The following is a 14142-nucleotide window of genomic DNA, read 5'->3' as shown; positions in this document are numbered from 1 at the left end:
TCAGATAAGACCAATACCAGGCCTGGTTACTTGAACTGACGCAAAAAGCGCAAATCATTCTCGAAGAATTGTCGTAAATCCTTCACGCCGTAACGCAACATGGCCAGACGCTCAACACCTAATCCAAACGCCAAACCCGTATATTTTTCAGGATCTATCCCAACATTAAGCAAAACATTAGGATGCACCATGCCACAACCCAAAACTTCAACCCAGCGCCCTTCGCCAAATAAATCTGTAGCGATATCCACCTCGGCAGAAGGCTCTGTAAAAGGAAAATAAGATGGTCTAAAGCGAGTTTTTAAATTTTCATCTTCGAAAAAATGCCGTAAAAAATCGGTTAACAGATTCATCAACTGTGCAAAATTAGCATCCTTCTCAACAATCAACCCTTCAACTTGGTGAAACATAGGCGTATGGGTTTGATCAGAATCACAGCGATACACCCGGCCAGGCGCAATGATTCTAATAGGCGGTTGATGGTTTTCCATAATACGAATTTGTACACCCGATGTGTGGGTTCTTAATACTGTCGATTCATCAACATAAAACGTATCGTGCATGGCTCTAGCTGGGTGGGTTTCTGGTATATTTAATGCCCCAAAATTATGCCAATCATCCTCTATTTCGGGGCCAGTCGCAACTTCAAAACCAGAGCGTGTGAATAGGGTTTCAATGCGTCTAAGCGTGCGTGTAACAGGATGCAAACCGCCTAGATCCAAACGACGCCCCGGCAAGGTTACATCCACAGATTCTTGTGCTAATTTTTTGGCCAGCTCTGCAGCCTCAAGATGAGACTTCTTTTCATTTAAAAGCTGCTGAATTGCTTGCTTAGCCTCATTAATAAGCTGCCCTGCCAATGGCCGCTCTTGCGCACTAAGGCCACCCAGTGTTTTCATTAACTGAGTAACCTGCGCTTTTTTTCCTAAAAACTCAACACGTAGCTGGTCAAGACTAGCCAACTCATCGATGGTTGCAATTTTATGTTTAACTTGGTCAAGCAGATCGTGCAAGATTGATTGCATGGTTTTTTCCTAGCTAGATAAATAGTATTGCTAAGGCGCTTTGAAGCAAAGCTGTCAAAACGTTTTAATAATATTATTTTACAAAAAAGGGGCTTACGCCCCTTGATATCAAGATTAAAACTTGATTTAAACTAAAGCAGCTTTTGCTTTTTCTGCAATAGCAGAAAAAGCCGCCGCATCATGAACAGCAATATCAGATAGAACCTTACGGTCAACTGCAACACCCGCTTTACTCAAACCGTTGATAAAACGGCTGTAAGTCATACCATTAATACGCGCAGCCGCATTGATACGCGCAATCCATAAACGACGGAATTGACGCTTTCTTTGACGACGGTCACGGTATGCATACTGACCTGCTTTAATGACAGCTTGATTAGCCGTAGTAAACTGCTTGCGACGGGCACCATAATAACCCTTCGCGGCTTTCATTACTTTTTTGTGCGCAGCACGGGCCGTAACGCCTCTTTTAACTCTTGCCATGTTTCAGCTCCTTGACTATAAGTACGGTAACATACGACGAACCATAGCCACGTCGTGGTCATGGATCATGTTAGGCGCACGCAACTGACGCTTACGCTTAGTTGATTTTTTAGTCAGGATATGGCGCAAGTGAGACTGTTTACACTTGAAACGACCTGAGCCAGTTTTTTTGAAGCGCTTTGCTGCGCCACTATGTGATTTAATTTTTGGCATGTCAAACTCCGCATTTGGACGAATAAGATTCACCATCTTTTCATCTGCCTTTTAAACAAACGGCTGTTTATTAATTAATAAACATCCAGTCGGAACAACGAACAGCACTGAGGGAGCTGCACCAGTCAACAAATAAATCCGATGGATTTACTCGAAGCCGATTGTTGTAGTGGCTTATAGAACTAACTACTTACCTTTTTTTGTTGGCGCAATCATCATTTGCATCTGACGACCTTCCATTTTAGGCTCTTGCTCAACGGCCGCAACCTCTTGAACATCGTCTTTAATGCGCTCCAACATCTTCATTCCCAGTTCCTTATGGGTAATTTCACGTCCACGAAACCAAATAGTCACTTTGACGCGATCACCCTGTTCAAGAAAACGCATCAGGTTGCGAAGCTTTACCTGATAGTCACCTTCCTCAGTTCCTGGGCGAAACTTAACTTCTTTTACCTGCACTTGCTTTTGATTCTTTTTAGCTTCGTGCTGCTTCTTCTGCTGCTGATAAACAAACTTACCATAGTCCATTATCCTGCATACTGGAGGTTCTGCTTTCGCTGCAATCTCAACAAGGTCTAGACCTGCTTCTATGGCTAAAGCCAATGCTTGTTTGGTAGGAACGACACCTACCTGCTCACCATCCTGATCAATTAAGCGTACTTCTTTAGCACTTATTGCTTCATTAATATTGTCTTTTGGTGCTTCGGGTTGTTGTGGTCTTGGTCGACCTCTTCTTACAGCGATAGTTTTATCCTCCAAACCAATTTTTTTTACTGCGTTAGTGTTTGACTACGGCCTAAGCAAGAAATATCACGCATTAACAAATCCATTAACGCATCAAAACTATAACCACCTAAGTTGTCACCACCACGCGCTCTAACATTCATCGTGCCATCATTTACTTCTTGGTCTCCTGCAACCAAAATATAAGGGACACGCTGTAATGTGTGTTCACGAATTTTAAACCCAACCTTTTCATTTCTCAAGTCTGTTTCGACCCTAAACCCCTGTTTTTTCAGTTTTTCTGCAAACTGAACCACATAATCTGCATGAGATTGAGAAATTGGCACCAAAACAAGCTGCGTCGGCGCTAACCAAGTTGGAAACTTTCCTTCGTAATGTTCAATTAAAATACCTACAAATCGCTCTAGTGAACCCAGTATAGCGCGATGAATCATAACAGGATGATGTTTTTCATTATCCTGACCTACATAAACCGCATCTAAACGATCAACATGTGTCATTGAAAAATCAAGCTGTATCGTCCCACATTGCCAAACACGACCAATGCAGTCTTTCAGGCTAAACTCGATTTTAGGGCCATAAAAGGCACCTTCTCCAGGCTGTAACTCGTAAGTCAAACCAGCATCCTTCAATGTCTGCTCAAGTGCTTGTTCAGCTTGATCCCACACAGCATCTGATCCTACACGTTCTTCAGGTCGAGTCGAAAACTTAACTTCAATATGCTCAAAACCAAAGTCAGCATAAGTTTGATAAACCAAATCTATACAGCCTTGGACTTCTGTCTTCACCTGATCAGGTGTACAAAATATATGTGCATCATCCTGAGTAAAGGAACGAACACGCATAAGGCCGTGCAGCGTACCTGAGGGCTCATTACGGTGAACCGTACCAAACTCGGCTACGCGAACGGGTAGATCCCGGTAACTATGAAGCTGTCGATTATAAACCATAATATGCCCTGGGCAATTCATTGGCTTGACCGCATAATCACGATGTTCGGTATGGGTTGTAAACATATTGTCTTTAAACTTATCCCAGTGACCAGACTTTTCCCACAAAATGCGATCCATAATAAAAGGCGTTCGAATTTCTTCATAATCGTGGTGACGTAATTGCTCACGCATATAGTCTTCAACAACACGATACAGGATTGTTCCCTTAGGATGCCAAAACGCCATACCAGGAGCAATATCTTCAATATGAAACAAGTCAAGCAACTTACCCAATTTACGGTGATCACGCTTCTCAGCTTCTTCCATCATTGTTAGATAATCATCTAACTCTTGCTTTGAAGCAAATGCCACACCATAAATGCGCTGCAACATTTTATTGTCTGAATCACCACGCCAGTAAGCACCGGCCAAATGGGTTAACTTAAACGCTTTAATATGAGACATGCTCGGAACATGAGGCCCTCGGCACATATCGACATATTCTTCATGATGATATAAACCAAACGCTGTCTCTGAGGGTAAATCAGCAATCAACTCTAGCTTATAGTCTTCGTGACGTGATTTAAAAAGCTCAATAGCGCCTGCTCTCGGCGTCATTGTTTTTTTGACTAAATAACCGGTTTTAGCGAGTTTTTTCATTCTCGACTCTAGCTCAACTAGGTCATCCGGCGTCAGTGAAACCGTCGTCTCAACATCATAATAAAAGCCGTTTTCAATAACAGGCCCAATAGCCATTTTTGCATTAGGATGGAGCTGTTTTAGTGCATGCCCCAACAAGTGCGCACAGGAATGGCGCATAATATGCAGGCCATCGGAATCTTTAAGCGTGATAATTTGTAAAGCTGAGTCTTCAACAATAAGATCAGAGGCGTCCATTAGACGACCATTAATTCGCCCCGCAATCGTAGCCTTAGCCAATCCAGAACCAATATCTTTAGCAACCTGCATCACAGATACAGCATTTTCATAGTTTCTTTCAGAACCGTCAGGTAAAGTAATGACTGGCATAACGATCTCACAACCAAGTTAAAATTTAAAAAATAAGTTCTCAATTATAACATAGCATTCAAAGCGTCTTTTAGGCTTTATTGTAAAATTCTTCCAATGTTTGATACAGGGTTACAGGGTTAATTGGCTTAGTGATATGCCCAACCATCCCTATCCTTTGACAACGCTGCTGCTCTTCTAACATTGCGTGTGCTGTCATTGCAACGATAGGCAGGCTATCATACCTTTCCTGTGCCCTTATTTCCTGCGCCGCGGTATAGCCATCCATTACAGGCATCTGCAAATCCATCAACACTAGATCAAACACTGCAGAACCCTGCTCCTCAAGTATTTCTAGTGCGCGCTGTCCATTTTCAGCTAGAGTAACCTTAACCCCCTTAGCCTCTAGAAGCTTTCTGGCTAACAACTGGTTAACAAGATTATCCTCAACCAGCAATACTGACATACCCTCAAGCCTAACAGAGCCTTCCTGCTGGGTTTCACTGGTTTTCTGCGACACTTTTTTGAACAGAACATCCTCAATATCTTTAGGCATAAGAGGCTTCATCATAACGCGCTTAGCGCCCAAACGAACCGCTTGCTGATGCAGTTGATCCGAGTCAAACGCCGACACTACAATCAACTCAGGCCTATCGATTGATAACTTAGCTATCTCACGCAGTAGCTGGTCACCATCCATTTCAGGCATAACCCAGTCTATAAAGCAATAATCAAACTCCCCTGAGCGAGACTTAAGCACCTCCAGCGCCTTAACTCCAGAATCAACCTGCTCAACCCGGACACCGTAATGCCCCAGCATTTCAACCATAACCTGCCTAGCCGCCAACTGATTATCAACCACCAGCGCACGCAAATTAGACGGCAACCCCTTCATAGAGAAGGTTTTAACCTCAAATGGCTTAGCAACATCGAAACTGACACTAAAGCTAAAGCAAGAACCCCTCCCCACTTTACTTTCAACCTCAATCCCCCCTCCCATCAGTTCAACCAGTTTTTGAGAAATAGTTAAACCCAGCCCTGTGCCACCAAATCGACGTGTTGTTGAATTATCAGCCTGATTAAACTCTTGAAACAAATTTTTCATTTGCTCATCACTCATACCTATACCCGTGTCTTCAACTCTAAAGGTCAACAGTACACGCTCAGGCGCCCCCTCATCAACCGACTTAATCTCAACAGCCAACCGAACATAACCCTGCTCTGTAAACTTCACTGCATTTGACAATAAATTGGTAATGACCTGACTTAAACGAAGCGGATCACCTCTGTAGTGACTGAAACGCTTAATTAAATCAGCATCCTTTAAGTCTAAAAGCAACTCAATACCTTTTTCCCCTGCCTTCTGCCTCACCATTACCACAGAGTTGGTTAGTACATCCTGCAAACTAAAATCCACCGCTTCAAGCTGAAGCTTTCCTGCCTCAACTTTTGAGAAATCTAAAATATCATTAATAATTCCAAGCAGCGACTGACCTGCAACATGGATCTTATTTATGCAATCATACTGACGGTCATCAAGATCTGTTTTCAGCGCCAAATAGGCCATACCAATAATCGCATTCATCGGGGTACGGATTTCATGACTCATATTAGCCAAAAACATCGACTTTGCTTTACTGGCCGCTGTCAGCTGAACATGAGTAGCTCGAAGGTCTTCTATTGCCGCATTCAACCCTTGCTGCAACCTGGCAAGATCCCCTTGATAGACACCTTGCATCTTTCGTTCAAAATCACCGTTTGCCGTTGATGAAATGACCTTGTTGGCCTCATCTAACGCTTCGGCCCAACAAGACAAAAGCGCATTAAAGCTACGCTGCATCTGCCCAAATTCATCTTTACGACTACACTCTGTCCGCTGATCAAATCTTCCACGTTCCATCAAACCCATCATCATAGTAGTCATGCCACGCAAAGGCTTAATAACTCTTTGACGTAAATCCCATAGCAATACAAAAGTAAGCAGCAAAAGAATCAACAAAATACCAACATTAATACCAATCAAAGAATTCTTAATAGCCGCAACCTGCGCCAGAACCGGCTGGGCATCCAATAGCAAAATATTTTTACCAATTTCAACACCATTGTTATCAATCACTGGTGCCACAACAATAATCTTGTTATCAAGCAATATTGGGGCTGTATTATCATTAATTAGATGCCAATGAGACTTAACAAATTCTGCATCGTACAAGTCAAACCAGTCTTTATGCGCTAATAAAAAACCTGGATAAATCTCCATATTTTCCTGATAAGCTCTTGGCAAATGCCCCTGTGTTCTGCCTGCAACCGCTTGCTTATCAATCACCATAACCCACCCAATATTTTGCGTTTTCAATGCACGAACCACTGACCCTACACCCTGAGTCAGTGAGACCAAACCGACCATTTCACCCATTTGATAAACAGGAGAGAAACCTACAATACCCACACCTGCATTACCAACACCAAAAGCTGCTTCAGCACGGCCCTGCTCAACCACCTTTTCTCCCAATGGATGGGGCGCTATTTCACCCCAAAACTCCACATCCCATGAACGAGCCATGATCACACGATTCATATCAATAACCTGCGCTGTTACACAGTGAAACTGCGATACGCGGGCATAATCTTCTCGCATTTCAGTTAAGGCAGATAGCATTAAATCTCTATCCGCAAAAAATAAGCCTTCCCTAACTCGCTCATCTCGGGCAATTGACACCCCCATACTAACGACCGACTCCTCTTTCGATTCCAACCTTAGAGCCAGCTCCTTAAGAGCTAACTCAGCAGCTTGCTCAAAAGCCTTATCTGTTTCAGGCTCTACGGTGGTCCAATAAAACGCAGCGCTAATGCCCACCATAACAAGCAGGGTCACCAACAAAGATCGAATAATCATTGAACTAAATAACGAGCTACTAATTTTATTTTTGATTGGAGAAGAAAACATGAGCCATTTACCAATTGAGGATAAAAAATTAAATTAATGTGATTCTATCATTTAGCGCAGGTTTCAAACAGGTATAACTGAGTAATTGATCAACAGGGTTAATTGATTCTATCTTGGGTTCAGGTATGGAAAAAATCACTATTCTCGTTTATGATAATCGGATGACAAAAACAATCATTGAACACGCCCAAATCCCAATGCAGTCCGTCGGCCCCTTTAAACTAACCGGGGACATTAACACCGATGAACTCATGGTGCCTATGGCCACCTATGAAACACCCCTTTGGCCATCGGTTGCCCGTGGCGCACGCACAACCGCCCATGCAGGTGGTATTCGCGTAACCCTGATTGATGAACGCATGACTCGATCAATCCTGCTTCAAGCCAATAACGCCTCAGAAGCCTTGTACGCTATGCGTAAATTAGAAACACAACGCAGTGATATGCAAGCCGTCATCAGCCAAACCAGTCGCTTTGCCAAGCTTATTAATAGCCATTTTCAAATCATTGGAAACCTGATTTATTTGCGTCTTGAGTTTACTACGGGTGATGCGTCTGGCCACAACATGGCTACGCAGGCAGCAGACAATTTATTTCCTTGGATTCTTGCTAACTACCCAAGCCTCAGCTATGTCTCCATTTCTGCTAACTTCTGCACAGACAAAAAAGTATCCGCCGTTAATGGCCTATTAGGTCGCGGTAAAAACGTAGTTTGCGAAACCCATATTCCTGCAAAACTTTGCCAGCGATTTCTTAAAACAACACCGCAGGCCCTAGTTGACCTTCACATAAAAAAAGATCTTATTGGGTCCATCGTATCAGGCGGCTTGCGCACGGCAAACGCGCATGTAGCCAATATGCTTTTAGGGTTTTACCTAGCTACGGGTCAAGATGCAGCCAATATCGTAGAAGGCTCACAAGCCATTAACCATGTAGAAGTAACACCCGAAGGTGCGCTCTATTTCTCGACAACCTTACCCAATTTAATTGTCGGTACAGTGGGCAATGGAAAAGGCTTGGACTTTGTTCAAAAGAATCTTGAACAGCTGGGTTGCACTGATAAAAATGCCCAGCCAGGTGACAATGCACGCCGACTGGCCTGCATTGCAGGTGCCACTGCGCTATGCGGTGAACTCTCGCTACTTGCAGCACAAACCAATCCAGGGGAACTAATGACAGCTCATCTAAAGCTAGAACGCGCAAATCGTGACTAAAACAAATACCATTACTCAACGCAAGCAGGATCATATCGACTACCTACTTGCAGACCCACTTATTGAACGTAATCTAACTGACTTTAATAAGATTCAGCTCACACACCGCGCTCTACCTGAGCTTAATTTTTCCGAACTGCAATCAGACCTCATAGTGTTTGAAAAAAAACTCAGTTTTCCGCTACTAATCTCCTCTATGACAGGCGGGGCCGCTGAGAACCTCGGACAAATAAATCGCCACCTTGCGCAAGCAGCAGAAGCATGCCAGGTAGCCCTTGCCGTTGGCTCACAACGTGCAATGATTGAAGACCCAGCAGCACGCCAAAGCTTTACTTTGCGCCGCTATGCCCCCTCTATCCCACTACTTGCGAATATAGGCGCTGTTCAGTTAAACACGGGCTATGGCATTGAACAGGCCAAAGTAGCTGTAGACTGTTTAGAGGCGGATGCGTTGATATTACATCTAAATCCCTTACAAGAACTTATCCAGCCTGAAGGTGATCGTAACTTTGCCGGTCTGGCCGAAAAGATTAATCAACTAGCTCAAAAACTAGATGTACCGATTGTACTAAAAGAGGTGGGCTGTGGTCTTTCACCCCAGGACATCGAACTTGGCTTATCTGCGGGGATTGAGTATTTTGACCTCGCAGGGCGCGGGGGGACGTCATGGAGCCGCATTGAAGCTCACCGCGCTGAGTCTGATCTTGGGATGCTCTTTCAAGACTGGGGATTAACTACCTGCCAGGCACTCGAACTAGCCCGCCCCTACCAAGAGCAAGCGCGTTTTTTTGCCTCCGGTGGAATTCGTAATGGCATAGATATGGTGAAATCAGTTATAATGGGTGGCTATGTTTGTGGCATCGCTGCGCCATTATTACGGCCAGCGATGCTCTCAAGCTCAGCGGTAATAGATAAAATTCAACACCTGAAGCAAGAATTTCAATTGGCTCAATTCCTTGTAGGGGCGGCTAATATAGAATCGCTTTTTTTAAACGATGCGCTGATTTTACGCGCACCAAGCGGAAGACAAATCTATTCATGAAAGCTGGCATTGACCTTATTCACTTTGCTACCTCAGATTTCTATCTGGGGCTGGATTTGTATGCCAAAGAAAAACAGCAAGATGTTAACAAATACCTGATAGGCATAGGCCAAGAAAAAATGTCGATCGCGCCACCTGACGAGGACATTGTTACCTTATCTGCCAAAGCAGCAGAGCCTATTTTACAACAAATAGACCGCCAAAAAATTACGGCGGTATTGTTTGCCACTGAATCAGGTGTTGACCAATCTAAATCAGCCGGTGCATTTGTTCACAGCCTACTCATGTTGCCCAATCGCTGCCGAGTCATCGAGCTAAAACACGCCTGCTATGCGGGTGCTGCCGCACTTCAAATGGCCGTAAACATGGTTAAAGTTAACCCAAAAGAGCAGGTTTTAGTGATTGCGGCCGATATCGCACGCTATGATTTAGATACCTCGGGGGAAGCGACTCAAGGCTGTGGTGCGGTTGCAATGTTAATTCGAGAAAACCCACGAATCCTTGAAATAGAACAAGGCTCAGGTTATTACACTGAAGATGTGATGGATTTCTGGCGGCCTAATCACCGCGAAACCGCATTAGTAGATGGCAAATACTCAACCAAGGTTTATCTCAATAGCCTTAAACAAGCTTGGATTCATTTCACTGAGGAAACTGGCCGTACATTTGCAGATATAGACCAGTTCTGTTACCACATCCCTTTTACTAAAATGGCCGAAAAAGCGCACAAACAACTCATAAAAATTAATCAAGTTGAACAAGCAGAATCGCTAACCCTCAAACAAATTCGCCCGAGTCAAATCTACAACCGTGTTATTGGCAACAGCTATAGTGCTTCCTTGTTTGTTGGTTTTTGTTCATTACTTGACCATACTAATGGGTTGGACCATCAACGCATCAGTTTTTTTAGCTATGGTTCCGGCTGTGTAGCTGAATTTTTCACTGGCATTATTCAACCTGGCTATCAAGCCCAGCTAATGAAATCCAATCACCAACAGCAAATTGAAAAGCGCCAAGCATTAAGTTACTCACAATACCTAACTTTTTATCATCAAACAGAGCCAAACCTACAAAACATCGTTTTTCCAGAATACCATGCTGGCCCTTATAGGCTAACGGGTATTCAAGATCACAAACGCTGTTACCAAAAAACGCAAGGATAATACATGGCACTACGTTGTCGTGTGCCAGCCAAATTGATCATAAGCGGCGAACATGCTGTTGTGTATGGTCAACCCGCGCTTAGCATGGCGATCAATCTTTCTACCGAATGCCTGCTTAACCACCACCGCACTGACCAAACACACCTACACTTCAACCTTGCCAACTATAACCTTAAGCAAACATTTAGCCTTGACCAGGCCTGGATCAAAGCCAACAGCATAAATCAAGCCTACCAAGACTTTTTGATAGGATCTACTCCTCTAAACCAAGTCTGTACAACCGCGTATGATTTACCCCTTCTTTGTTGTTATTTTTTTGATCAGATCTATGGCTTAATGCCAGGTGAATGGGACATAGGTTTACAATCAAATGCTTGGCGTGGTCGTGGGTTGGGCAGTTCCGCTGCTATTATCGTCAGCCTGCTCTCAACACTTTTTAAAGCACACCATCTCGACGATCGCCAACAACTCCTGATGCTCGCAAAAAAAATCGAATCCTATCAGCACGGACAATCAAGTGGCATCGACCCTACAACCATCGCCACAGGCGGCCTAATACGCTATCAGCTCAATCAACCGACCCAATCTATTGCAGCCCGCGACTTGGATGCTTGGTTAGTGGACACGGGAGAACCTAGTGCCTCAACGGGTGAATGTGTTCAACAAGTCAAAACACAGTTTGCTAAAAACCAGGCCTGCTGGCAAGCCTTTGCAAACTGTACCGAACAACTTCAGCAGGCCTGGTTAAACCAAAATACAGCGCTTTTTTTACACCACTTGCAAACTAACCACCGCCTCTTAACTCAGATAGGCGTTGTACCCACTAAAGTGCAAACATTTATTGACCAGCTTGAACAACCAGGCCTGGTAGCCAAACTCTGTGGTGCAGGCAGTGTTTCAGGAGACGCCGCTGGTGTGCTACTGATTGTTTCAGACCCGCAGCAATTTAAAAACCCTAAAGATCACACTAAGGACTACCTAACACCCCTGTGTGAACAGTGGGGTTATCGTCTACAAAAAGTTAAATTAGTTAACAAGGCTATTCAATGCGAACTGATTCCCGCCCCTTAATTCACTCTAGCGCTCCCGCCAATACCATGCTGATGGGCGAGCATAGTGTTGTATACGGTCACCCTGCCCTAGTCACTGCCTTAGCACCCCGTATTCACATTAAATGGCATAGCCGCGACGATAACCATATTGAAATCCAATCAACCTTAGCGCATTATCTAAGCCCGATAAATCAGCTGAACGATCACCCACAACTTCGATTTGTTCTAGGCGCATTGCGCTATTTTGCACCCCAACTTTCGCATGGCTGGACACTGGTCATAGATAGCGAGTTCCCAGCAGACTGGGGATTGGGCAGTTCTGCAGCCGTTCTCGCAGCAACATTAACGGGGCTTGAACGAATTTGTGCACATACATTCACTCCCTGGCAAAGGTTTTCGCTGGGCCACAAAATAATACAAGACGTTCAAGGACGAGGGTCGGGAGCCGATCTAGCGGCCAGCTTAAACGGTGGCTGTGTCTACTTCGACCCCACAAACCAGACAGTCCAACCACTAGCCCTACACCACCCCTTGTGTTTAGTTTACAGTGGCTACAAAACCCCCACGGCTGACGTGCTCAACTGGGTTAATAAACACTGGCAATCACGTCCTGATACGCTAGACCAGCTCTACCAAACCATGGGGGGCATTACGCGACTCGGCTATCAAGCTTTGTTGAAAAATAATTGGCCCGAGTTTTATACACTGGTTTCAGGTTATCAACAAACCATGGTCGAACTAGGCGTCAGTGATGCTACGCTTGATAGGCTTTGTCATCGTCTAAATCAAAGTGGTGTAGCGGCTAAAATTTCAGGTTCAGGCTTAGGTGACTGCGTGCTAGGTTTTGGTCATCTTGTTCAGCTTGAGTCTTTCAAATACATCAATACCGAAATAAGCGTGCTTGGTGCGCTAAGCCATAAATCGGAGAACCCAACATGGTAACTCGCCAACAAATTATCCAACAGATTATTCCTCACCTCAACCCTGCCCATGCCTGCGGAAAAGGCCAAGCCGATGTGAATATTGCCCTGAGTAAATACTGGGGAAAACGCCAAACTGAACTTAATTTACCGACCAACTCAAGTTTATCGGTCAGCTTGCCCGGATTGGGCACACAAACACAGCTATCAGTGATTGACGCACCCAAGCACCAGGCCTGGCTAAATGACCAAGCCCTTGAGGAAAACGATCCGTTTAGCCAACGTTTAACCACTTACCTCAGCCCCTTCTGCCCTCAAGGCCAGGCCTTTAAAATCCTCACCCATAATACGGTTGCTACCGCCGCAGGACTTGCCTCCTCTGCGTCAGGGTATGCCGCTTTAGTTTTAGCACTAAATGACCTGTTCGACTGGCAACTTAGCGATAAACAGCTTTCGATTTTGGCGCGCATGGGAAGCGGAAGTGCTAGTCGCTCAATTTATCAAGGTTTTTCCATTTGGCACAAAGGAGAAGACGATGATGGCATGGACAGTTACGCCGAAAAACTCAATCAAGTATGGCCTGAACTGGCAATAGGTTTAGTCAAGGTGAATATTGCGCAAAAACCCATAGGCTCCACAGCTGGGATGCAACAAACGGTTAAACATTGCGACCTTTACCAGGCCTGGCCCAACCAAGCAGAACGCCAAGTCCAGCAAATTCAACAAGCGATTATCCAGCGTGACTTTAGCCAACTAGGCCAGCTTGCAGAACACAATGCATTATCAATGCACGCTACCATGATTGCTAGTTGGCCACCGATTCTCTACTGGCAGGCTGAATCGGTCAGTGCGATGCATCAAGTCTGGCAATGTCGTCAACAAGGTATTGAGGTTTACTTCACCATGGATGCAGGTCCTAATCTAAAGCTGCTGTTTTTAGAACATAACAAAAAGGCGGTCGAAACCGCCTTCACTAACCTTGAAGTCATCCTGCCCTTCAAAAACCACTAACTATTTCACCACCGTCAATTTCGCCCTTTTTTTGGGCTTATCGCTTTCTGGCGGAGGTGAATCCTCCGTCGGATAAGGCTCGGGTGGAAAAGGCATACCCTGACCATTTTCGCGTGCAAAAACAGCCAAAACTGCCTGGGGTGGAAAACTTATCTTTCGCTCTACACCCTGAAAGCGCGCCCGAAAACCTATCACATCATTAGATATATCCAAGGCTTGCACCGCGGTGGGTGATGCATTCAAGACAATCACCCCCTCATTAACAAACTCTTGAGGTACATCCGCAAATGGATAATTAGCGTCCACTTGAAAATGGGGCGTCCAATCATTATCAACGATCCACTGATAGATCGCACGAATTAAATAAGGTCGGTTAGAAATCATAGTC

13 protein-coding genes are annotated in these 14142 nt (G+C 44.6%); 6 read left to right on the top strand and 7 right to left on the bottom strand.

Annotation, left to right across the window (positions count from 1 at the left end; all coding sequences use genetic code 11):
- Nucleotides 1-26 precede the first annotated feature (26 nt).
- The 6 genes from pheS to P8S55_RS07315 all read right to left on the bottom strand — a co-directional run bounded on the left by pheS (nt 27) and on the right by P8S55_RS07315 (nt 7352).
- Entirely contained in the window at nt 27-1025 is a 999-nt protein-coding gene (gene pheS / locus P8S55_RS07340) for a phenylalanine--tRNA ligase subunit alpha (RefSeq protein WP_289223579.1), read from the bottom strand.
- Nucleotides 1026-1151: 126 nt separating this feature from the next.
- A complete protein-coding gene (gene rplT, locus P8S55_RS07335) occupies nt 1152-1508 on the bottom strand; it encodes a 50S ribosomal protein L20 (RefSeq protein WP_289223578.1) in 357 nt (118 codons plus the stop codon).
- Between the two features lie 15 nt (nt 1509-1523).
- On the bottom strand, nt 1524-1721 hold the full coding sequence (rpmI, locus tag P8S55_RS07330; RefSeq protein WP_013835962.1) for a 50S ribosomal protein L35: 198 nt from the start codon (nt 1719-1721) through the stop codon (nt 1524-1526).
- Nucleotides 1722-1907: 186 nt separating this feature from the next.
- Nucleotides 1908-2465 (bottom strand): translation initiation factor IF-3, encoded by a 558-nt coding sequence (gene infC / locus P8S55_RS07325; protein WP_353957030.1) that lies wholly within the window; start codon nt 2463-2465, stop codon nt 1908-1910.
- A gap of 26 nt (nt 2466-2491) precedes the next feature.
- Complete coding sequence (thrS, locus tag P8S55_RS07320) at nt 2492-4426, bottom strand: threonine--tRNA ligase (RefSeq protein ID WP_289223576.1); 1935 nt, start codon at nt 4424-4426, stop codon at nt 2492-2494.
- Between the two features lie 70 nt (nt 4427-4496).
- Nucleotides 4497-7352 (bottom strand): response regulator, encoded by a 2856-nt coding sequence (locus P8S55_RS07315; RefSeq protein WP_289223575.1) that lies wholly within the window; start codon nt 7350-7352, stop codon nt 4497-4499.
- A gap of 125 nt (nt 7353-7477) precedes the next feature.
- Here P8S55_RS07315 and P8S55_RS07310 point away from each other — a divergent pair, with 125 nt between their 5' ends.
- The 6 genes from P8S55_RS07310 to mvaD are packed head-to-tail and all read left to right on the top strand — an operon-like array spanning nt 7478 to nt 13754.
- Nucleotides 7478-8566 (top strand): hydroxymethylglutaryl-coenzyme A reductase family protein, encoded by a 1089-nt coding sequence (locus P8S55_RS07310; protein ID WP_289223574.1) that lies wholly within the window; start codon nt 7478-7480, stop codon nt 8564-8566.
- On the top strand, nt 8559-9608 hold the full coding sequence (gene fni, locus P8S55_RS07305; protein WP_289223573.1) for a type 2 isopentenyl-diphosphate Delta-isomerase: 1050 nt from the start codon (nt 8559-8561) through the stop codon (nt 9606-9608). Before P8S55_RS07310 ends, fni begins: the two co-directional genes overlap by 8 nt.
- Nucleotides 9605-10771, top strand: coding sequence for a hydroxymethylglutaryl-CoA synthase (locus P8S55_RS07300; protein ID WP_289223572.1), 1167 nt, complete (start codon nt 9605-9607; stop codon nt 10769-10771). Before fni ends, P8S55_RS07300 begins: the two co-directional genes overlap by 4 nt.
- Before the next feature lie 3 nt (nt 10772-10774).
- Nucleotides 10775-11842 (top strand): mevalonate kinase family protein, encoded by a 1068-nt coding sequence (locus P8S55_RS07295; RefSeq protein ID WP_289223571.1) that lies wholly within the window; start codon nt 10775-10777, stop codon nt 11840-11842.
- Nucleotides 11818-12765 carry a mevalonate kinase family protein gene (locus P8S55_RS07290; RefSeq protein ID WP_289223570.1) on the top strand — a complete coding sequence of 316 codons (948 nt, stop codon included), beginning with the start codon at nt 11818-11820 and terminating at the stop codon, nt 12763-12765. Before P8S55_RS07295 ends, P8S55_RS07290 begins: the two co-directional genes overlap by 25 nt.
- A complete protein-coding gene (mvaD, locus tag P8S55_RS07285) occupies nt 12759-13754 on the top strand; it encodes a diphosphomevalonate decarboxylase (protein ID WP_289223569.1) in 996 nt (331 codons plus the stop codon). Before P8S55_RS07290 ends, mvaD begins: the two co-directional genes overlap by 7 nt.
- On the opposite strand, the gene P8S55_RS07280 is transcribed toward mvaD, so the two are convergent.
- Nucleotides 13755-14138 (bottom strand): ClpXP protease specificity-enhancing factor, encoded by a 384-nt coding sequence (locus tag P8S55_RS07280; protein ID WP_289223568.1) that lies wholly within the window; start codon nt 14136-14138, stop codon nt 13755-13757.
- Between the last annotated feature and the right edge of the window lie 4 nt (nt 14139-14142).

The sequence above is a fragment of the Thiomicrospira sp. R3 genome (assembly GCF_029581415.1).
Classification (GTDB): domain Bacteria; phylum Pseudomonadota; class Gammaproteobacteria; order Thiomicrospirales; family Thiomicrospiraceae; genus Thiomicrospira.
Note: the sequence above shows the minus strand (reverse complement) of the source record. Positions and strands in the feature narration are given on the sequence as shown.